Annotated in this window: 16 protein-coding genes; 10 read left to right on the top strand and 6 right to left on the bottom strand. The window is 71.4% G+C overall.

The window, feature by feature from the left end:
• The first annotated feature begins 139 nt into the window (after positions 1-139).
• Genes ACFV3E_RS33495 through ACFV3E_RS33515 form a run of 5 tightly spaced genes read left to right on the top strand, consistent with a single transcriptional unit; the run spans position 140 to position 5,750 of the window.
• Complete coding sequence (locus ACFV3E_RS33495) at positions 140-1,768, top strand: peptide ABC transporter substrate-binding protein (RefSeq protein ID WP_500538208.1); 1,629 nt, start codon at positions 140-142, stop codon at positions 1,766-1,768.
• A gap of 5 nt (positions 1,769-1,773) precedes the next feature.
• On the top strand, positions 1,774-2,697 hold the full coding sequence (locus tag ACFV3E_RS33500) for an ABC transporter permease (RefSeq protein WP_500538210.1): 924 nt from the start codon (positions 1,774-1,776) through the stop codon (positions 2,695-2,697).
• Positions 2,690-3,691 (top strand): ABC transporter permease, encoded by a 1,002-nt coding sequence (locus tag ACFV3E_RS33505; protein ID WP_500538212.1) that lies wholly within the window; start codon positions 2,690-2,692, stop codon positions 3,689-3,691. The genes ACFV3E_RS33500 and ACFV3E_RS33505 overlap by 8 nt, the downstream gene beginning before the upstream one ends.
• Positions 3,692-4,717: an ABC transporter ATP-binding protein gene (locus tag ACFV3E_RS33510; RefSeq protein ID WP_500538214.1), complete on the top strand. Its 1,026-nt coding sequence runs from the start codon at positions 3,692-3,694 to the stop codon at positions 4,715-4,717.
• Positions 4,701-5,750, top strand: a complete 1,050-nt coding sequence (locus ACFV3E_RS33515) for an ABC transporter ATP-binding protein (RefSeq protein WP_500538216.1) — start codon at positions 4,701-4,703, stop codon at positions 5,748-5,750. The genes ACFV3E_RS33510 and ACFV3E_RS33515 overlap by 17 nt, the downstream gene beginning before the upstream one ends.
• A gap of 254 nt (positions 5,751-6,004) precedes the next feature.
• Here ACFV3E_RS33515 and ACFV3E_RS33520 read toward each other — a convergent pair whose 3' ends face one another.
• From ACFV3E_RS33520 to ACFV3E_RS33540, 5 genes are all read right to left on the bottom strand, one after another.
• Complete coding sequence (locus ACFV3E_RS33520; protein ID WP_500538258.1) at positions 6,005-7,075, bottom strand: ABC transporter ATP-binding protein; 1,071 nt, start codon at positions 7,073-7,075, stop codon at positions 6,005-6,007.
• Positions 7,076-7,110: 35 nt separating this feature from the next.
• Entirely contained in the window at positions 7,111-8,202 is a 1,092-nt protein-coding gene (locus tag ACFV3E_RS33525) for an ABC transporter ATP-binding protein (protein ID WP_500538218.1), read from the bottom strand.
• Positions 8,203-8,239: 37 nt separating this feature from the next.
• The gene (locus ACFV3E_RS33530) at positions 8,240-9,217 is read right to left on the bottom strand and encodes an ABC transporter permease (RefSeq protein WP_500366629.1); all 978 of its coding nucleotides are present in this window, start codon (positions 9,215-9,217) and stop codon (positions 8,240-8,242) included.
• A gap of 80 nt (positions 9,218-9,297) precedes the next feature.
• Entirely contained in the window at positions 9,298-11,079 is a 1,782-nt protein-coding gene (locus ACFV3E_RS33535) for an ABC transporter substrate-binding protein (RefSeq protein WP_500538220.1), read from the bottom strand.
• 86 nt (positions 11,080-11,165) lie between these two features.
• Positions 11,166-12,194 (bottom strand): ABC transporter permease, encoded by a 1,029-nt coding sequence (locus ACFV3E_RS33540; protein ID WP_500538260.1) that lies wholly within the window; start codon positions 12,192-12,194, stop codon positions 11,166-11,168.
• Between the two features lie 435 nt (positions 12,195-12,629).
• Between ACFV3E_RS33540 and ACFV3E_RS33545 the strand changes: the two genes are divergently transcribed.
• Positions 12,630-13,643 carry a hypothetical protein gene (locus tag ACFV3E_RS33545; RefSeq protein ID WP_500538222.1) on the top strand — a complete coding sequence of 338 codons (1,014 nt, stop codon included), beginning with the start codon at positions 12,630-12,632 and terminating at the stop codon, positions 13,641-13,643.
• Here ACFV3E_RS33545 and ACFV3E_RS33550 read toward each other — a convergent pair.
• Positions 13,640-15,769 carry a S9 family peptidase gene (locus ACFV3E_RS33550; protein ID WP_500538224.1) on the bottom strand — a complete coding sequence of 710 codons (2,130 nt, stop codon included), beginning with the start codon at positions 15,767-15,769 and terminating at the stop codon, positions 13,640-13,642. The two genes, ACFV3E_RS33545 and ACFV3E_RS33550, sit on opposite strands and share 4 nt — an antisense overlap.
• Before the next feature lie 188 nt (positions 15,770-15,957).
• Here ACFV3E_RS33550 and ACFV3E_RS33555 point away from each other — a divergent pair, with 188 nt between their 5' ends.
• From ACFV3E_RS33555 to ACFV3E_RS33570, 4 genes are all read left to right on the top strand, one after another.
• Positions 15,958-16,152: a hypothetical protein gene (locus tag ACFV3E_RS33555; protein WP_026251431.1), complete on the top strand. Its 195-nt coding sequence runs from the start codon at positions 15,958-15,960 to the stop codon at positions 16,150-16,152.
• 50 nt (positions 16,153-16,202) lie between these two features.
• Positions 16,203-17,096 carry an N-acetyl-1-D-myo-inositol-2-amino-2-deoxy-alpha-D-glucopyranoside deacetylase gene (mshB, locus tag ACFV3E_RS33560; RefSeq protein WP_500366623.1) on the top strand — a complete coding sequence of 298 codons (894 nt, stop codon included), beginning with the start codon at positions 16,203-16,205 and terminating at the stop codon, positions 17,094-17,096.
• Positions 17,093-17,449, top strand: coding sequence for a DUF6113 family protein (locus ACFV3E_RS33565; RefSeq protein ID WP_500366621.1), 357 nt, complete (start codon positions 17,093-17,095; stop codon positions 17,447-17,449). Before mshB ends, ACFV3E_RS33565 begins: the two co-directional genes overlap by 4 nt.
• Before the next feature lie 386 nt (positions 17,450-17,835).
• Positions 17,836-19,743, top strand: a complete 1,908-nt coding sequence (locus ACFV3E_RS33570) for a VanW family protein (protein ID WP_500538226.1) — start codon at positions 17,836-17,838, stop codon at positions 19,741-19,743.
• Positions 19,744-19,797: the final 54 nt, after the last annotated feature.

Consider the following 19,797-nt stretch of genomic DNA (forward strand, 5'->3'; position numbering starts at 1 on the left):
CCGGTGCATAGGGAAAACCCTCTGTCCGCCCTCGGGAACGCCCGGGCCGGTGAGCCGCTGTGCAATATGTACGGGTTTGCGATGTCATGGTGAGTCTCGTGTCCTTCATGGCGTAGAGAGCTCCCCGAGGAGGCATCCGATGCGACGGAGCGCGGCGAGGTGGGCCGCCCGCGCGGCCGTGGCCGCCCTGGTGGCCACCGGCTGCGGGGGTGGGGGCGGAGGCGGCGGTTCGACCGGCGCCTCCGGGGTGTTCAGCGCCTCGTGGACCGATCCGCAGAATCCATTGGAGCCCGCCAACACCAATGAGGTGCAGGGCGGCAAGGTGCTGGACATGATCTTCCGCGGTCTGAAGAAGTACAACCCGAGGACGGCGGCCGCGGAGAACGTCATCGCCGACGCGATCACCACCACCGACCAGCGGACGTTCAAGATCACGCTCAAGGACGGCTGGACCTTCAGCAACGGCGAGAAGGTCACCTCCGGTTCGTTCATCGACGCCTGGAACTACGGGGCGCTGGTGACGAACAAGCAGATCAACGCCTCCTTCTTCCGGTACGTCGAGGGCTACGACAAGGTCCACCCGGGGTCCGGCCGGCCGGCCGCCGGGAAGCTCTCCGGCCTGACCAGGCAGGACGACCTGAACTTCACCGTCAAGCTCAACCAGAAGTTCTCCACCTGGCCCGACACCCTCGGCTACGCCGCCTTCATGCCGCTGCCCCGGGCCTTCTTCACCGACCACGCCGCCTGGCTGCGCAAGCCCGTCGGCAACGGCCCGTACCGCGTGGAGTCCTACACCAAGGGCCAGGGCATGCAACTGCGCACGTGGGACGGGTACAAGGGCGGCGACGCGGCCGTCAACGGCGGCGTGGACCTCAAGGTCTACACGGACAACATCACCGCCTACACCGACCTCCAGGCCGGCAACCTCGACCTGGTCGACGACGTCCCCGCCTCCCAGTTGAAGAACGTGAAGGGCGACCTGGACGGCCGCTACCTCAACACCCCGGCCGGCATCATCCAGACCCTCGCCTTCCCGCTCTACGACAAGGCCTGGTCGGGCGAGCACTCCGACAAGCTCCGCCAGGGCATCTCCATGGCGATCAACCGCAAGCAGATCACCCGGAAGATCTTCCAGAACACCCGTATCCCGGCGCGGGACTGGACCTCACCCGTGCTCGGCGCGGACGGCGGCTTCGACGACACCCTCTGCGGCCGGACGTGCGACTACGACCCCGCCCGGGCCAGGCAACTGGTCAAGGAGGGCGGCGGCCTCCCCGGAGGCACCATGAGGATCACGTACAACGCGGACAGCGGCTCCCACAAGGACTGGGTCGACGCGGTCTGCAACAGCATCAACAACGCCCTGGGCAAGGACGACGCCTGTGTCGGCGACCCCGTCGGCACCTTCGCCGACTTCCGCAACCAGATCGTCAACAAGCAGATGAAGAACCCGTTCCGGGCCGGGTGGCAGATGGACTACCCGCTGATCCAGAACTTCCTGCAGCCGCTGTACTACACCGACGCCTCGTCCAACGACGCGCACTTCAGCGACCCGAAGTTCGACGAGCTCGTCGACCGGGCGAACGCCGAGAGCGACACCGCCAAGGCCGTCGACACCTTCCAGCAGGCCGAGCGGATCCTGCCGCAGCAGGTCCCGGCGATCGCTCTGTGGTACCAGAACGGCAGCGCGGGCTGGTCCGGGCGGCTCTCCGCCGTCTCCCTCAACCCCTTCAGCGTCCCCGTCTACAACCAGATCAAGGTCAGCTGACGCCCATGGGACGGTACGTCGTCCGCCGTCTGCTGCAGATGATCCCGGTCTTCGTCGGCACCACCGTGCTGATCTTCGTCATGGTGTACGCGCTCGGCGACCCGGTCCAGGCCCGGTGCGGGGACCGCGCCTGCGACCCCGCCACGGCGGCGCAGATCCGCCACGACCTGTACCTGGACCACCCGCTGTGGCAGCAGTACCTGCACTACATGGGGCAGATCTTCCGCGGCGACTTCGGGGTCGCGTGGAACGGCCAGCCGGTCACCGAGCTGCTGGCCACCGCCCTCCCGGTCACGCTGCGGCTGACGGTCCTCGCCGTCCTCTTCGAGATCGTCATCGGCATCACCCTCGGCGTCCTCACCGGACTGCGCCGCGGCCGTCCCGCGGACACCGCGACGCTGCTCGGCACCCTGGTCGTCATCTCCGTGCCGACCTTCGTCACCGGCTACGTGCTGCAGTACCTGCTCGGCGTCAAGTGGAACCTCATCGCGCCCTCGGTCTCCTCCGAGGCCCGGTTCGACGAATTGATCGTGCCGGCGCTCGTGCTGGCCCTGACCTCGCTGGCCTACGTCACCCGGCTCACCCGCACCTCCGTGGTGGAGAACGTCCACGCCGACTACGTCAGGACCGCCGTCGCCAAGGGGCTGCCGCGCCGCCGGGTGATCACCCGTCACCTGCTGCGCAACTCCCTCATCCCGGTGGTCACCTTCATCGGCACCGACATCGGGGCGCTGATGGGCGGGGCCATCGTCACCGAGCGCATCTTCAACATCCACGGCGTGGGCTACCAGCTCTACCAGGGCATCCTGCGGCTGGATTCGGCCACCGTGGTGGGCTTCGTGACCATCCTGGTCATCGTCTTCCTCCTCGCGAACCTGCTGGTCGACCTGCTCTACGCCGTCCTCGACCCGAGGATCCGCTATGCCTGAGCCGCGCAACCACCCCGACGAGGCCATGGAGCCGGCCGGCGGGACGGGAGCCTCCATGGGCCTGGGGCAGGACGAGGCACGCACCCTGGAGCGGGCGCCCGGCCCCGGCACGGGACCGCCCGTCCCGGCCGCCCTCCCCGGGGCGGACCGGCCGCGCAGCCTGTGGTCGGACGCCTGGCGGGACCTGCGGCGCAACCCGGTCTTCGTGCTCGCCGCACTGGTGATCCTCTTCCTCGTCGTCATCTCCCTGTGGCCGCAGCTCATCGCCTCCGGCAACCCGCTCAGCTGCAACCTGGACAACTCCCAGAAGGGCTCCGCACCCGGCCATCCCTTCGGCTTCGACACCCAGGGGTGCGACGTCTACACCCGGGTCGTCCACGGGGCGCGCGCCTCGGTCACCGTGGGCGTCTGCGCCACCGTCGGCGCGGCCCTGCTCGGCGCGCTGCTCGGCGGCCTCGCCGGTTACCACGGCGGCTGGGCCGACGCGGTGCTGTCCCGGGTGAGCGACATCTTCTTCGGCATCCCGATCGTCCTCGGCGGCCTGGTCTTCCTGTCCGTCGTCACCAGCACCACCGTCTGGCCGGTGGTGGGCTTCATCGTGCTGCTCGGCTGGCCGCAGATCGGCCGCATCGCCCGCGGCTCGGTGATCACCGCCAAGCAGAACGACTACGTCCAGGCCGCGCGCGCCCTCGGCGCCGGCACCACCCGTCTGCTGCTGCGGCACATCGCGCCCAACGCCGTCGCGCCCGTCATCGTCGTGGCGACCATCGCGCTCGGCACGTACATCTCCCTGGAGGCCACCCTGTCCTACCTCGGCGTCGGGCTGAAACCGCCCACCGTCTCCTGGGGCATCGACATCTCCCAGGCCTCCACCCAGATCCGCAACGCACCGCACATGCTGCTCTGGCCGGCCGGGGCGCTGAGCGTGACGGTGCTGGCCTTCATCATGCTCGGCGACGCGGTGCGCGACGCCCTCGACCCCAAGCTGCGCTGAATGGACGGAGGACCGATGGCCGCCGCGGCCCGGGACGAGCCGCCCCTGCTCGACGTACGCGACCTGCACGTGGAGTTCCGCACCCGGGACGGCGTCGCGCGGGCCGTCAACGGGGTCTCCTACGCGGTGCGCCCCCGTCAGACGCTCGCCGTGCTCGGCGAGTCCGGCTCCGGCAAGTCGGTGACCGCGCAGGCCGTCATGGGCATCCTCGACTCGCCGCCCGGGTTCGTCACCCGCGGCGAGATCCTCTTCCGCGGCGAGGACCTGCTCACCATGGGCGCCGAGGAGCGCCGCAAGGTGCGCGGCGCCAGGATGGCGATGATCTTCCAGGACGCGCTGTCCGCCCTCAACCCCGTGCTGACCGTCGGCGAGCAGCTCGGCGAGATGTTCCGGGTCCACCGCGGGATGTCCCGCAAGGACGCCCGGGCCAGGGCGGTGGAGCTGATGGACCGGGTGCGGATCCCCGCGGCGCGCGAACGCGTGGGGCAGTACCCGCACCAGTTCTCCGGCGGCATGCGCCAGCGCATCATGATCGCCATGGCGCTGGCGCTGGAGCCCGAGCTGATCATCGCGGACGAGCCCACCACCGCGCTCGACGTCACCGTGCAGGCCCAGGTCATGGAGCTCCTGGCCGAACTGCAGCGCGAGTACGGCATGGGCCTGATCCTCATCACCCACGACCTCGGCGTGGTGGCCGACGTCGCCGACCACATCGCGGTGATGTACGCGGGCCGGATCGTGGAGACCGCGCCGGTCCACGAGATCTACAAGCGGCCCGCGCACCCGTACACCAAGGGCCTGCTGGACTCGATCCCGCGCCTGGACCAGAAGGGCCAGGAGCTCTACGCGATCAAGGGCCTGCCCCCGAACCTGCTGCGCATCCCCACCGGCTGCGCCTTCCATCCGCGCTGCCCCCTGGCGCGGGAGGTGTGCGCCACCGACGAGCCGGAGCTGTACCGGATCAGCGCGCGGCGGGGCAGCGCCTGCCACTTCTGGAGGGAGTGCCTCGGTGAGCACCAGCGGTGAGCCCGTGCTCCGGGTGCGCGGGCTGTACAAGCACTTCCCGCTCACCCAGGGGATCCTCCTCAAACGGCAGATCGGTGCGGTGAAGGCGGTCGACGGCGTCGACTTCGACCTGTACCGGGGCGAGACCCTGGGCGTCGTCGGCGAGTCCGGGTGCGGCAAGTCCACCGTGGCCCGGCTGCTGGTCCACCTGGAGCGGGCCACCCGGGGGCAGATCCTCTACAAGGGGCAGGACATCACCAAGCTGTCGGGCCGGGCCTTGAAGGCCGTCCGCCGGAACATCCAGATGGTCTTCCAAGATCCTTACACCTCGCTCAATCCGCGGATGACGGTCGGCGACATCGTCGGCGAGCCGTACCAGATCCACCCCGAGGTGGCCCCGAAGGGCGACCGGCGCCGCCGGGTGCAGGAGCTGCTGGACGTCGTCGGCCTCAACCCGGAGCACCTCAACCGCTATCCGCACCAGTTCTCCGGCGGCCAGCGGCAGCGCATCGGCATCGCCCGCGGGCTGGCGCTGCGGCCCGAGGTGATCGTCGCCGACGAGCCGGTCTCGGCGCTGGACGTCTCGGTGCAGGCGCAGGTCGTCAACCTGATGGAGAGGCTGCAGGACGAGTTCGACCTCTCCTACGTCTTCATCGCGCACGACCTGTCGATCGTCCGGCACATCTCGGACCGGGTGGCGGTGATGTACCTCGGGCGGATCGTCGAGACCGGTGACGGCACCCAGATCTACGACCACCCGACCCACCCGTACACCCAGGCGCTGCTGTCGGCGGTGCCGGTGCCCGACCCCGGGGCGCGCGAGCACCGCGAGCGCATCATCCTCAGCGGTGACGTCCCGTCGCCGGCCAACCCGCCGTCCGGCTGCCCCTTCCGCACCCGGTGCTGGAAGGCGCAGGAACGCTGCACGCTGGAGGTGCCGGCGCTGGCGGTGCCCGCGGTGTTCCGCGGTGTGGACTCCCCGGCGGCGCACGACAGCGCCTGCCACTTCGCCGAGGAGAAGACGGTGGTGCCGCCCGAGCCGCCGGGCGAGTGAGCCGCGGAAAGGCACGACCCGCGAGTGAGCCGAAGGTCCGCGGCCGGTGCCGAAAGGGAGGGCACGCGGAGGTCCTGAGGAACGAGGGACCGAGCATGGTCGACCTCCCCCAGCCTGGCGGCTGGGGGTGCCCCCAACGCCGGCTGGGGCGCACCGGAGGCGAACCGAGCCACGGAAAAGCACCGCCCGCGCCCGGTGGTGCAGGGGTGCGGGCGCGGGTCGGGGCTCCGAACGGAGACGTCTGTCGGCCCGGGTCAAAGGGTCCTGTCGGCGGGCGTCTCCTCGGCCGCGGCGAGCGCGGGGTCGAGGACGACGTCCTCGCCGCGTGCCGCGGTCGTCGGTTCCTCGGGGAAGTGGCACGCGCTCAGGTGCCCCTCCCGGTTCCCCTCCAGGCGTACCAGGGGCGGTTCCTCGGTCGCGCACTTGTCCTGCGCCTTCCAGCAGCGCGTGCGGAAGCGGCAGCCGGACGGCGGGGAGACGGGCGAGGGCACGTCGCCGGCGAGCCGGATCCGCTCGTTCGCCTCCCGCTCGTCCGGGTCCGGCTCGGGCGAGGCGGACAGCAGGGCGTGGGTGTACGGGTGGCGGGGCCGTTCGTAGATGTCCCGGCGGTCGCCGACCTCCACGATCCGCCCGAGGTACATCACGGCCACGCGCTGCGAGAAGTGCCGCACCACCGCGAGGTCGTGGGCGATGAAGAGGAAGGCGATCCCCAGTTCCCGCTGCAGACGCTGCAGCAGGTTGACCACCTGGGCCTGGATCGACACGTCCAGCGCCGACACCGGCTCGTCCGCCACGATGAGCTTGGGCTCCAGCGCCAGTGCCCGGGCCACCCCGATGCGCTGCCGCTGCCCCCCGGAGAACTCGTGCGGGAAGCGGTTGTAGTGCTCGGGGTTGAGGCCGACGGTCTCCAGCAGCTCGCGCACCCGCTTCTCGCGGCCGCCCGGCGGGTTGATCCCGTTGATCTCCAGCGGTGCCGACACGATGTGCCCGACGGTCTGCCGCGGGTTGAGCGAGGCGTACGGGTCCTGGAAGATCATCTGGATCTCGGAGCGGATCGGGGCCAGCTCCTTGCGCGAGGCGTGCGTGATGTCCCGGCCCCGGTACTCGATCCGTCCCGCGGTGGGCTCCAGCAGCCGGGTCACCAGCCGCCCGGTGGTGGACTTGCCGCAGCCCGACTCGCCGACCAGGCCCAGGCTCTCGCCCTCGGCGATGGCGAGGTCGATCCCGTCGACGGCCCGCACGTCCGCCACGTGGCGCTTGATCAGGAAGCCGCCCCGCACGGGGAAGTACTTGCGCAGTCCGGTCACTTCGAGCAGCGGGCTCATGGTCTCCCTCGGCGCGTCGTCCTGCTGCGGGGCGCTCACCGCGCACCTCCGCCCAGCCGCGGCCGGATCTGCCCGGCGAAGATCTCCCGCTTCCGGTCCTGGGCAAGGTGGCAGGCGGAGCCGCGCCGCTCGCCCTCGGGGATGCCGGGCCGCTCGGTGGCGCAGCGCCCGCCGCCGACCTCCTCGGTGAAGGTGCACCGCGGATGGAAGGGACACCCCGAGGGCGGGTTGAGCAGGCTGGGCGGGGTGCCGGGGATCGGGGACAGCGGCAGGTCCACCGGCGCCGACAGCCGTGGGATGGAGGCCAGCAGGCCCCAGGAGTAGGGGTGCTCGGGCGTCTTCAGGATCTCGCGCACGGTGCCGCGCTCCACGCAGCGCCCCGCGTACATCACCATCACGTCGTCCGCCGTGTTGGCCACCACGCCCAGGTCGTGGGTGATGATGATGATCGCCGTGCCCGTCTCCCGCTGCAGGTCCTTCAGCAGGTCGAGGATCTGCGCCTGCACGGTGACGTCCAGGGCCGTCGTCGGCTCGTCCGCGATGACCAGCGCCGGGTCGCAGACCAGCGCCATCGCGATCATCGCGCGCTGCCGCATGCCCCCGGAGAACTGGTGCGGGAAGTCGTCCACCCGCAGCCGCGGCTGCGGGATGCCCACCCGGGCGAGCATCTCGACCGCCCGCTCCCGGGCGGCCTTCTTCGAGGCGCCCATGTGCTTCCTGTACGGCTCGGCGATCTGCCGGCCGACCGTGTAGTACGGGGAGAGCGCGGTCAGCGAGTCCTGGAAGATCATCGCCATCTTCCGGCCGCGCAGCCGTTCCAGGGTCCGTTCGGGGGCGCCCGTCAGCTCCTGCCCGTCCAGCACGATCTCGCCGCGGATGGTGGTGTTGCGGGGGTTGTGCAGACCGAGGACCGCCAGGTTGGTGACCGACTTGCCGGAGCCGGACTCGCCGACGATGCCCAGGGTCCTGCCGCGCTCCAGGTCGAAGGAGAGCCCGTCGACGGCCTTGACCACGCCGTCCTCGGTGGCGAACTGCACGTACAGGTCACGGACCGACAGGAACGGCCCGGACGGCGTCGGGTCCCCGGGGCCGGGCGGCCCCGCCTCGGTCTTGGTGAGGATGCTCAACGGTGCTTCTCCTCTGCGTGCCGGCAAGCGTTCCGGCTCACGAAAGCCTGATCCGCGGGTCGATGAGGGCGTAGGCGGCGTCGACGACGATGTTGCAGACGACGATGATCGTGGCGCCGATCAGCATCACGGCCATCTCCAGCGGCAGGTCGCTGCGGAGCACGGCCTGCACGGACAGCAGCCCGAGCCCGTGCAGTCCGAAGGTGACCTCGGTGATGATCGCGCCGCCGAGGACCGCGGTCAGGTCGATGCCGAAGATGGTGATGATGGAGGCGGCGGCGCCGCGCAGCGCGTAGCGCAGGAACACGTACCGCGAGGACATGCCCTTGGCGCGGGCCGCCCGGATGTGGTCCTCGGACAGCTGCTCCACCATCAGCGAGCGGGTCTGGCGGCTGTAGTTGGACCAGAAGATCACCGACATCACCAGGCAGGGCAGGATCAGCCCCTGCACCGAACCCCACGGGTCGTGCGACCAGTCGGGGTCGTGGCCGCGGTCCAGCACGTGCCAGCTGCTGGCGAACAGGCCGATGGCGATCGGTCCGAGGAAGTAGATCTGCACGGAGTTGCCGACCAGCGAGATGCCGCTGGCGATCCGGTCGAAGGCCTTGCCCTGCTGCCAGGCGGAGACGAGCCCGAGGCCGACGCCGACGCACAGGAAGACGGTGGCGCCGCCGATCGCCAGCGACAGCGTGGTCGGGTAGCGGTCGGCGATGGTGCCCCAGACGAGCTGCTGGTCGGCGAAGGAGTAGCCGAAGCACGGCGCCGGGCAGTGACCGATGGGCATGTCGCGGCCGGCGAAGACGCCGACCATGAAGTGCCAGTACTGGGTCCAGATCGGCAGGTCCAGGCCGAGGTTCTTGCGGATCAGGGCCACGTTCTGCGGGCTGCAGTTCTTGCCGCAGGACAGCAGCGCCGGGTCGGAGGGCAGGAAGAAGAAGAGGAAGTACGTGATGGCGCTGATCAGCAGCAGGATGACCAGCGCGCCCAGCACACGGCGTACCAGGAAACGCAGCATGGGTCAGGCTCTCCGTCGGTTCCGTCGGGGCGCCGGTCCCGGCCCGGGGAGAGGCCGGGACCGGCGTGTCTGCGCGGGGACTACTGCTTGACGAAGATCGTGTTGGGGTTGATCGTCCCGTAGACCTCGTTGTAGGTGACGCCGCCGAGGCCGGAGCCGTGGATGTTGAAGTACTTGTCGAAGATGAACGGGATCTGCGACGTGTCGTTCTTCAGCACGTACTCGGACAGGGTCCGGAACTCGTCGTTCTGCTTGTCGATGTCCGTGATCGCCAGGATGCGGTCGATCTCGGAGTTGACGTGCTCGTCGTTGAGGAACGAGTAGTTGTTGGTGCCGTCGGCGAGGTTGCGGCCGTCCATGGTCGGCGGGACCACGGTCGAGGAGGCGGGCCAGTCGGCTCCCCAGCCGGTGCGGTAGATGTCGTACGGGGTGTCGAGCTTGCCGACGACCGTGTAGTACGAGGTCGGGTCGATGGCCTTGCGCTGGACGTCGAAGCCGGCCTTCTCCAGGGCCTTCTCGATGGTCAGCGACACGTTCTGCCAGCGCGGGGTGTTGGAGTAGGCGTAGGAGAGCTTGACCTTGCCGGTGACCCCGGCCTCCTTCAGCAGCTCCTTGGCCTTGTCGATGTCACCGGTGGGCTTGTCGAGCTTGCCGAAGGGGTCGTACTTCTTCCAGCCGGCCACGGTCGGGCTGATCAGGGTGGTGCCGAGCTCGCCCTGGGCGCCGCCGCCGAAGGCCTGCTGGACCTGGGTCATGGGGAAGGCGTACATGATCGCCTGGCGGATCTTCGGATCCGTGATCCGCTTGGTGTTGATGTTGATGACCTCGACGTACGGCTGGTACTGGTTCACCGTCCGCGACTTGTACTGCGCGTCCGTCGTCAGGGTCTGCATCTTCGACGGGTCGGAGGAGCCGGACAGGTTCACCGCGTACTTGTCGTTGCCGTCCTCGGCGGCGAGCCGGTTGGTCAGGCCCGGCTCGGCGATGCCGAGCTGGAAGTTCCAGCCGTCCGGGTAGGCGTTGCGGATCGGGTCGGTCTTCGGGTCCCAGTTGGTGTTGCGTTCGAAGACCAGTTCCTTGCCCGGCTTGTAGCTGGCGATCTTGTACGGGCCGGTCGCGACCGGGTGGTTGTTGTACTTCTGCTTGTCGTCCTTGGCCTTGGGCACCGGCGAGATGTTGGGCATCGCGGCCGCGTAGGGCGTGTCGGCGTGGGCTTCCAGGAAGTGGAAGACGATGGTCTTGTCGTCCGGGGTGTCGATCTTGTCGGCAGGGATCTCCTTGCCCTCGTACGGGCCGGTGTACGCCTTGCGGTAGTCGGCGCCGTAGAGCCACTTCTGGATGTACTGCGGGCCCTGGGTCTGGTAGTCGGCGAAGAGTCGCTCGATGCCGTACTTGACGTCCTTGGAGGTGACCGGGGTGCCGTCCTCGAACTTCAGGCCGTCCTTGAGGGTGAAGGTCCAGGTCTTCGCGCCGTCGGAGGACTTGCCGGTGTCGGTGGCGAGGTCGCCCACGAGGATCGTCTTGCCGGTCTTGGCGTCGATCTTGTAGCCGGTCAGCGAGCGGTTGTAGAGCAGCTGGACCGACAACTGGTCACTGACGTACTGCTGGCCGGGGTCCAGGTAGTCGAAGCCCGCCTGGTCGAGGTCGTACGCCGTGCCGCCCTTCGTGGCCCCCGGGACCTCCGGGGCGGGGCCCTTGGAGTCGGCGGCCGTGCCGATGCCGAAGTTCTGCACGGTGGCCTGCTTGCCCTCGCCGCCGCCGGTGCCCGTCCCGCCGCCGCCACCGCTGCTGCACGCGGCGGACAGTGCCAGAGCCCCCAACGCCAGGAACGCGGAGGCGTAACGCGCCTTGCGAATTCTCATTGATCCCTGCCTGTCAGTGAACCGAACTGCGGATACCGACGTGCCCGGTCTCCCCCCACAGGGGCCCGGCGCGGCGGCTTGGACACCTAGCGCACGGTCTTGGGGTCGAGTGCGTCCCGGACCGAATCCCCGAGCAGGTTGAAGGCGACCACGAAAATCACCATGGCGATGCCGGGGAAGAACATGAAGGTGACGTCGGATTCGTAGTACGCCGCGGCCTGCTGGAACATCAGTCCCCAGTCCGGGGTGGGCGGCAGGATTCCGACGCCGAGATAGGAAAGGCCCGCCTCGGCGGTGACGTTCACCGGGAGCAGCAGGGTCGACTGGACCAGGATCGTGGACCAGATGTTGGGCAGCAGTTCCCTGCGGATGATCCGCGCCGACGAGGCGCCGCTGATCCTCGCGGCCTCGATGAACTCGCGCTCGCGCAGGCTCAGCACCTGGGCGCGCACCAGCCGGCCCACGCTCATCCAGCCGAGGATGAACTGGACGACGACCAGCGCCGCGATGCGCACGTAGGTCGGCTCCTCGTCGCGCGGGGAGACGAAGAGGGCCACGATGACCGGCGTGAAGGCGATGAAGAACAACTGCTGCGGGAAGGACAGCATCAGGTCCGAGAACCGGCCCATGAAGTAGTCGGTGCGCCCGCCGAGATACCCCTGGACGAGCCCGATGAGCACGCCGACGACGACGGAGACCGTGGTCACGGCGAGGGCGATGCCCAGCGAGGTGCGGATCCCGTAGATGAGCAGGGTGAACACGTCCCGGCCGAGCTGGGGTTCGAGCCCGAACCAGAAGTCGCCGTCGATGCCGCCGTTGGGCTTGAGCGGGATCCCGTAGCTGTTGAGCAGGCCCAGGTCCTGGCCGTACAGCTCGTAGGGGTTCTTGCCGTACACCTTGGAGATCAGCGGTGCGGCCAGCGCCACGACGAGGTAGAAGAGCACGACGCCGGCGCAGACCATTCCGGTGCGGTCGCGGCGGAAGCGCAGCCAGGCGAGCCGGCCCGGGGAGCGCCCCACGAGTTCGGAGGCTTCCTTGCCGGTGCCCGCGACGGGGGCGGGCGCCTCTGCCGGAACGGGTTCCGGCCGGTTCGCGGCCGTGCTCGGACTGGACATGGTCATCTGCCCCCGCACCAAAGAGTTTTGGTGGCGCATGTGTACGCCCGTGGCTAGCTAGCCGGTATTGGGCAATGGATTTGGCGGCCAGTCAAGGGGGTGAAGCGATCAGAAGACGAGATCGCCGTTATCTTGGGGCAAGATTTTGGATATCGTCGTTAACGCGTGCTTGACAGCTTCCGCGGTCCACCCGCGAATGCGGAGGATTCAGGATGAAATTCTTTTACACGCAGGCAACTTGATCGACGCATCACCGATATACGGACGCGCCACGCTGAGCAGCGTACGGCCGTGCGGGTGCCGTGGGCCGGCCGGGGTGATCACACATCGCCCCGGCCGGCCGCCGTACGTCCGCGGTGAACGCTGGACCGGCCCGGTACGTATCCCCTCGGAAGGCCAAAGGACAGTGCTGCCGGAGGGGCCGGGGAGGTGGCCATGCGGCAGGCGTATCGGCTCGGAGGAATGGTCTGTGCCGCCCTGGGGGCCGCCGAGGCGGCCTGGCTGGGCCAGGACCTCGTGCAGTTCCGGGCGGAGGGCGCCGTCAGGGTGTGGGCGGGTCTTGCGGTACCCGTCGGAGGGGCGCCGTTGGTGACCTCCACCGTGGACCTGCTGCTCCTCGGGCTCTACGTGGCCGCCGCGGTCGCGTCCCTCAAGCCCGGCGGCGTCGGGGTCCTCGGGGCGGCCGCGGTGCTCACCCTGGCGCTGCGCACCCCCACGGCGTACCTCCTGGCCCCCTCCTCGGGCGGCAGCCCGCCCGGGCTGCAGGGAGCCCTGCTGGTGACCGCGGGCGGGCAGATCGCCGGTGCCCTCGTGCTGCTCGTCGTCGTACGGCGCACCGGCGAGGACGCGCCCGCCCCGCCGCGGCCCGCGGCGGGCGTGCTGGCGGGGATGCTGCTGCTCGTGGTGGCGCTCATCGCCGGCGTCCTGGAGTTCTCCCGGCGGTCCGACCCGGCGGCGCCGCTGCCGCCGGGCTTCTTCTGGCGCACCGCGGGCGGCGGCTACCTGGTGGACTCCCAACTGGGGGCGCCCTACGAGTGGCTGGTCTGGGCGACGGCCGGCCTGGCCGCGGCCGCGGGCCTCGCCGCGTTCGTACGGGCCCCGTTCGCCCGGCCGCTGGGCATCGGTGTGGCCGGGCTGCTCGCCGTGACCGCGGTCCCGGTGATCGGCACCTCACGGATCGACGCCCCGGGCGCCGACGACTTCGCCGCCGCCTTCGCGGTGGGCGCCGCGCTGGTGGTGACGCTGCTGCTCGTCCCCGGCGACCTGGCGGCGGTGGGCGTGCCGGGCGGCGACCCGTACGTGGAGGCGGAGGTCCCCGCGGCAGCGGACAACCTGTCCATGCCGCTGTACGAGCAGACCGCCGTCCTCCCCGTCTTCGGCTCCTACCCGCAGCCGCCGCCCGGCCCCGCCTCCGAGGCGCGGGCGGCGTACCTGCAGGACCCGCCCTAGCCCGCGACGCCCAGGGAACGCTTCAGGAACGCGACCTGGAGCAGGAGCAGGTTCTCGGCGACCTCCTCCTGCGGCGTCATGTGCGTGACCCCGGACAGCGGGAGCACCTCGTGCGGGCGGCCCGCGGCCAGCAGCGCGGAGGACAGCCGCAGGGTGTGCGCGGCCACCACGTTGTCGTCGGCGAGGCCGTGGATGATCATCAGCGGCCGGACCTCGTCCGCCGGGTCCGCCAGACCGGCGTCGGTGACCAGGGAGTTGGCGGCGTACACCGCCGGCCGCTCCTCGGGGTGGCCGAGGTAGCGCTCGGTGTAGTGCGTGTCGTACAGCCGCCAGTCGGTGACCGGTGCGCCCGCCACCGCGGCGTGGAAGACGTCCGGGCGGCGCAGCACGGCGAGCGCCGCCAGGTACCCGCCGTACGACCAGCCGCGGATGCCCACCCGGGTGAGGTCCAGGGGGTAGTGGCCGGCCAGGGCGTGCAGCACGTGGACCTGGTCGTCGAGCGTGACGCCCGCGAAGTCGCCGGCGATCGCCTTCTCCCAGGCGGGGGAGTGCCCGGGGGTGCCCCGGCCGTCCGCGACGACCACCGCGAAGCCCTGGTCGGCCAGCCACTGCGCCTGCAGGTAGCCGCGCTGCGCGCTCACCACCATCTGGCCGTGCGGCCCGCCGTACGGGTCCATCAGCACCGGCAGGGGTCCGTCGCCCTCCCGGTGCCCCGAGGGGAGCAGCACGGCCGCCGGGACGCCGCGCTCGCCGGCGCTGACGAGCACCGGGCGCGCGGTGAGGACCGGGGTCTCGGCGTGCGAGGCGATCTCCGTCACCCGCTCGCCGTCCCGCAGCACCCGGACGGTCGTGGCGGCCGACTCCAGCGACGCGGACGACAGCACCGTCACGGCCCCGGCGCGCACCGCGGAGTGCACGCCCGGCCCACCGCTCAGCCGGACCGCTCCGGCGGGGCCTCCGTCGGCGCGGTACACATGGATCTCGCCGGTCTCCGGGTCCTTGGCGCCGTGCCCCGCCGAGGCCGACAGCAGGACGCCGTCGCCGTCCGTCCCGAGCACCGCACGCACGTGCAACTCCGGTCCCGTCCACGGCTGTTCACCGACGAACAGCGCTCGCGAGCCGTTCTCGTCGGAGATCCGTACGAGGCGCTCGCCGGACAACCAGGCGGGCACCCCGGCGAAAAGATCAAGCCAGATTTCATCGCTGTCCCGGTGCACCTCCCGGGTGCCGCCGGTGGCGGTGTCCACCGTCAGGTACAGCTGCTCGCGCTGGTCCCGGGTCTGGACCAGCAGCAGCGGCGGGCCCGCCGCCGACCAGTGCACCTGCGCGAGGTACGGATGGCGCTCGCGGTCCCACTCCACCGGCGTCGCCGCCCCGTCCAGCGTCAGCAGGACCAGCGTGACCTCGGCGTTCGGGGTGCCGGCGGCGGGGTAGGCCACCTCGGCGGGCGGCTGCGCGGGGTTCGCGGGGTCGGCGATCCACCAGCGGCGGACCGGGGACGCGTCCACCCGGGCCGCCAGTACGGAGGCGCCGTCCGGGGCCCACCAGTAGCCGCGGCTGCGGGACATCTCCTCGGCGGCGATGAACTCCGCCAGTCCGTAGCCGACGTCCGGGCCCTCGGGCTCGGCCAGCGCCCGGTCCCCGCCGCCGTCGGCGTCCACCACGCGCAGCGCACCGTCCGCCACGTAGGCCACCCGGCGGCCGTCCGGCGACGGACGCGGGTCCACCACCGGGCCCGGCACGGCGATCTCCCGGGCCGTGCTGGCCCGCAGCTCCGCCGTGAAGAGCCTTCCGGACAGGGCGAACGCGGCCAGCTCCACCGCGTCGTCGGTCGCGTAGCCGACGATTCCGGCCGAACCTTCCCGGCTGCGCTCCCGGCGCGCCCTCTCCTGCGGCGACAGTTCCTCCGCCGCGCCGGACAGCAGCACCCCGGGGTCCGCCGCGACCCGCTCGGCGCCGGACTGCGGGTCCAGCACCCACAGCAGGTGCGAGCGGTCGGTCCCGGAACGGGAGCGCAGGAAGGCGATCCGGCCGCCGTCCGGCGACACGGTGAAGGCGCGCGGGGCGCCGAGCGAGAACCGCTGCGTGCGGGCGTACTGCCGCGGGAACGAGAGCGCTTGCGTCATGGGGGGAGTGTGTCACCGCCCGCCGGTGAGCCCGGCGCACGCCAACCACGAGATCCGGCCATGCGCCCCCGCGTGCTCCCGTGCGACGAGCTATGCGGTGCGCCACAAAGTTATGATCCACTGCCGAGAGTGGGTAACAACCGGTTGGCAAGTGCTGTCGGACTCTGAGGCCCTGGAGGTGTGCCGCTGTGGCACTTTCGATTTCGGCGGTGCTGCTGCTGCTGATCGTCGTCTTCCTGCTGGTCAGGAAAGCCGGTTTGAAGGCGGGGCACGCGGTGGTCTGCGTACTGCTCGGGTTCTACCTGGCGAGTTCCTCCATCGCGCCGACGATCCGGGACCTCACCAGCAACGTCGCGGGCATGATCGGCGACTTCAAGTTCTGAGCCCGTGGCTTCCCCCTGGTGAGCCGCGGGGCCTGCCCTAGGCTCTCCTCATGACCGCACCGCCCGCCCGCCGACTGCTGCTCGTCCACGCGCATCCCGACGACGAGTCGATCAACAACGGCGCCACCATGGCCAAGTACGCCGCCGAGGGCGCTCTCGTCACGCTGGTGACGTGCACCCTCGGCGAGGAGGGCGAGGTCATCCCGCCCGAGCTGGCGCACCTGGCCCCCGATCGCGACGACACCCTCGGCGCGCACCGGACCGGCGAACTCGCCGAGGCCATGGCGCAGCTCGGCGTCACCGACCACCGTTTCCTCGGCGGCCCCGGCCGCTTCCGGGACTCCGGGATGATGGGCGTGCCGCAGAACGACCGGCCGGAGAGCTTCTGGCAGGCGGACCTCGACCTCGCGTCCTCGTACCTCGTGGAGGTGATCCGCGAGGTCCGTCCGCAGGTCCTGGTCACCTACGACCCCGACGGCGGCTACGGCCACCCCGACCACATCAAGGCGCACCGGGTCGCCATGCGCGCCGCCGAACTGGCCGCGGAGCCGGCCTACCGGCGTGACCTCGGCGGCCCGCACTCCATCGCCAAGATCTACTGGAACTGCATCCCGCGCCACGTGGTCGAGGAGGGCTTCGCCCGGCTGCGCGGTGCCGGCCGGCAGATCCCCTTCGAGGGCATCGCGACCGCCGACGACGTCCCGGGCGTGGTGGACGACGGCCTGGTGACCGCCGCCATCGACGTGGAGGCCCGCTACGCCGGGCAGAAGGCCGCGGCGATGAAGGCCCACGTCACCCAGATCGCGGTGGACGGCCCGTTCTTCGCGCTCTCCAACGACCTCGGACAGCCCCTGTTCGGCGCCGAGTTCTACCGTCTGGTCAAGGGCGTGCCCGCGCCGGCCGGGAGCCTGGAGGACGATCTGTTCGCGGGGACCGGGGCATGAGGCGCGCCGCCTATCCGTTGCTCGCGGTCCTGGGCGTGCTGGTCGCCGTCGCGGGGTCGCTGGTCCAGGCCGCCTGGTTCCCGGGCGGGTTGCTGCTCGCGCTCGCCGGGAGCGCGGCGCTCTTCCACGGCGGCGCCCGGCTGACCGGCACGCGGCTGGGCGCCGTGGTGCCGGCGGCGGTGTGGCTGATCACCGTGATGCTGCTGAGCTCCGCCCGCCCGGAGGGTGATTTCCTGTTCGCCAACGGAATCAGTCCGTACGTCTACCTGTTGGGCGGAGCGATGGCCGGCGTGATGTCGGCCACGCTTGTGCAACCCCGTCCTCCCGCCGGTGGATCACTTGAGGCACCATAGGCGCCACGTTGCGTCCGTTACGGAGCGAGCGTCGCCCGTTTTGGCGGTTGACGTCACATAAACCCCTTTGATCAGGGCGGTCTCCATCCGGCGGGCAGGCGGCTCCGACGCGGCGCCCAGTATGGTGGTGCGCGCCGCCGGGCCGCCCGCGGAAAGGCCGTGACGGGTGGCGAAGCGAACCGGGAGAGCCTGCTTTGAGTCGTGAAACTGATCGTCCGTCCCCCGGCCCCCAGGGCCGGGGCGGAGCCGCGTACCCGTCGGGTACCCCGCCGTACGGAACCCGACCGTTTCCGTCGCTGCATCCGCAGGAGGACCCGCGCGATGGTGCCGCGACCGGGGAGCCCGCTGCGGCTCCCGCCGCGGAGGAGACCAAGACCGAGACCACGTTGACCACCCGGGTGCGCATCAACATCCCCGGGTCCCGGCCGATCCCGCCGGTCGTCGTCCGCACGCCCGTCGAGGGCGGCGCGGAGGGCGGGGCGCCCGCCGGGTCCGCCCCGGCCGCCCCCGAGGCCGAGTCGGCCCCGCTGCCCACGGGCTGGACCGTCGGCGGCGGCACCGGGGCCGGCCAGGGCGTTCCGGCGCCCGCGCCGGAACCCGTCGCGGAGCCGGCTCCGGCGCCGAAGGGCGAGAAGCCGGCCAGCGACTGGTTCGCGCCGCGGAAGGCCGCGCCCAGGCCCGAGGCCGGCCCGGGGCCGGCCCCGGCGCCCGGTCCCGAGGCGACGCAGGGGTTCTCCGCGCCCGAGGTCACCCAGCCCATGCAGCTCGGCGACATCCCCGCCCAGCCCGGCCCCATGGAGCGCGGACCGGTCCCCGGACCGGGCGCCGCCCCCGGCGGCCCGCGACGCGGTGGCATCCCGTACCTGAACGACGGCGCGGTCGGCCCGGCCGGTCCCGGCGGTCCGGTGGCGCCGGGTGGCCCCGGCGGCCCCGTGGGTCCCGGTGGCCCCGTGATGCCGGGCGGCCCGGGCGGTCCCGGCGGTCCCGGCGGCCCTGGGGGCCCTGGCGGCCCCGCGGGTCCCGGACGCCCCGCGCCGGCACCGCGCCCGTTCCCCGTCGGCCCCGGCGCGGGGCCCGCCGGTCCCGGAGCAGGTGCGCCCTTCCCGGGGCAGCAGCCGCCGGCCGGCCCCACCACGGGTCCGGTCACCGGGGAGATGCGGGTGCCCCCGGCGGGCCCCGCCGCCGGCCGGCCGCCGTTCCCCACGCCGTTCCCGTCCTCCGCGGCCGACCGGATGTCCGGCGACACCGTCGTCAGCGGCATCCCGGCGGTTCCCCCCGCGGGACCGTCCGCCACCCGGCCGGCCCCGCCCGCCGGCCGTCAGAGCGCGGCGCAGCCCGAGGCCAAGGGCCGCTCCAAGCTCATACTGGCGGGCGTCGGCGTGCTGGGCGTGCTGGGCATCGCCTACGGCGCGGGACTGCTGATGGACCACTCCGACGTCCCGGCCGGTACGACCGTCTACGGCGTCGGGATCGGCGGCAAGACCAAGGACCAGGCCGTCGCGGTCCTCGACCAGGCGCTCGGCTCCCGCAAGAACGCGCCGATCACCGTCACCGTCGGCGACCAGCGCACCTCGCTGAAGCCCGCGACCGCCGGTCTCGTCCTCGACACCGACGCGACCGTCCGCAACGTGGCGCACCGCGACTACAACCCGGTCACCGTCATCGGCTCGCTGTTCGGCGGCTCGCGCGCGGCCGAGCCCGTGCTGACCACGGACAGCGAGAAGCTCCGCGCCCAGTTGGAGAAGCTCTCCCAGGGGCTCGGCGGCTCGGGCTCCGAGGGCATGGTCAAGTTCGTGAAGGGCAAGGCCGTCGCCGTCCCCGGCAAGCCCCACGAGGGCGTGGACGTGGCCGCCTCGATCGACACCGTCACCGCCGCCTACGCCACGCAGGTCGCCACCGGCAAGGCCGGTGCGGTCAGCCTGAAGGTCACCACCGTCCAGCCCAAGGTGACCCAGGAGGCGCTCGACAAGGCCGTCAACGGCTTCGGGAAGACGGCCATGTCCGGGTTCGTCATGGTCCGTGCGGGCGCCGGGGCACCCGTCCCGTTCAGCCCGCAGAACTCGCTGTCGAAGATCCTCACGATGGTGCCGGACCAGGACGGCAACCTGACGCCGTACATCGACCGCAAGGTGCTCCAGGGCCTGTACGGCGGCGCCTTCGACGGTGTCCTGGTCGAGCGTGGGGACGGCAGCAAGACCGCCGTCACCCCGGAGGACGTCGCCTCCGCGATGCTGCCCGCGCTGCAGACCACCGACACCGCCAAGAAGACGGTGACCATCGAGGGCACGTCCTGACCCCCGGTCGCCCGATCCACGCGTGAAGGGTGTGGCCCCGGTACCCGTACCGGG

The sequence above is a fragment of the Streptomyces sp. NPDC059718 genome, from assembly GCF_042733315.1.
Lineage (GTDB): Bacteria > Actinomycetota > Actinomycetes > Streptomycetales > Streptomycetaceae > Actinacidiphila.

Coding starts and splice junctions, on each gene's coding strand:
- ACFV3E_RS33495 (WP_500538208.1), top strand. CDS start 140: ATGCGACGGAGCGCGGCGAGGTGGGCCGCCCGCGCGGCCGTGGCCGCC.
- ACFV3E_RS33500 (WP_500538210.1), top strand. CDS start 1,774: ATGGGACGGTACGTCGTCCGCCGTCTGCTGCAGATGATCCCGGTCTTC.
- ACFV3E_RS33505 (WP_500538212.1), top strand. CDS start 2,690: ATGCCTGAGCCGCGCAACCACCCCGACGAGGCCATGGAGCCGGCCGGC.
- ACFV3E_RS33510 (WP_500538214.1), top strand. CDS start 3,692: ATGGACGGAGGACCGATGGCCGCCGCGGCCCGGGACGAGCCGCCCCTG.
- ACFV3E_RS33520 (WP_500538258.1), bottom strand. CDS start 7,075: ATGAGCCCGCTGCTCGAAGTGACCGGACTGCGCAAGTACTTCCCCGTG.
- ACFV3E_RS33530 (WP_500366629.1), bottom strand. CDS start 9,217: ATGCTGCGTTTCCTGGTACGCCGTGTGCTGGGCGCGCTGGTCATCCTG.
- ACFV3E_RS33535 (WP_500538220.1), bottom strand. CDS start 11,079: ATGAGAATTCGCAAGGCGCGTTACGCCTCCGCGTTCCTGGCGTTGGGG.
- ACFV3E_RS33540 (WP_500538260.1), bottom strand. CDS start 12,194: ATGTCCAGTCCGAGCACGGCCGCGAACCGGCCGGAACCCGTTCCGGCA.
- ACFV3E_RS33545 (WP_500538222.1), top strand. CDS start 12,630: ATGCGGCAGGCGTATCGGCTCGGAGGAATGGTCTGTGCCGCCCTGGGG.
- ACFV3E_RS33550 (WP_500538224.1), bottom strand. CDS start 15,769: ATGACGCAAGCGCTCTCGTTCCCGCGGCAGTACGCCCGCACGCAGCGG.
- mshB (WP_500366623.1), top strand. CDS start 16,203: ATGACCGCACCGCCCGCCCGCCGACTGCTGCTCGTCCACGCGCATCCC.
- ACFV3E_RS33565 (WP_500366621.1), top strand. CDS start 17,093: ATGAGGCGCGCCGCCTATCCGTTGCTCGCGGTCCTGGGCGTGCTGGTC.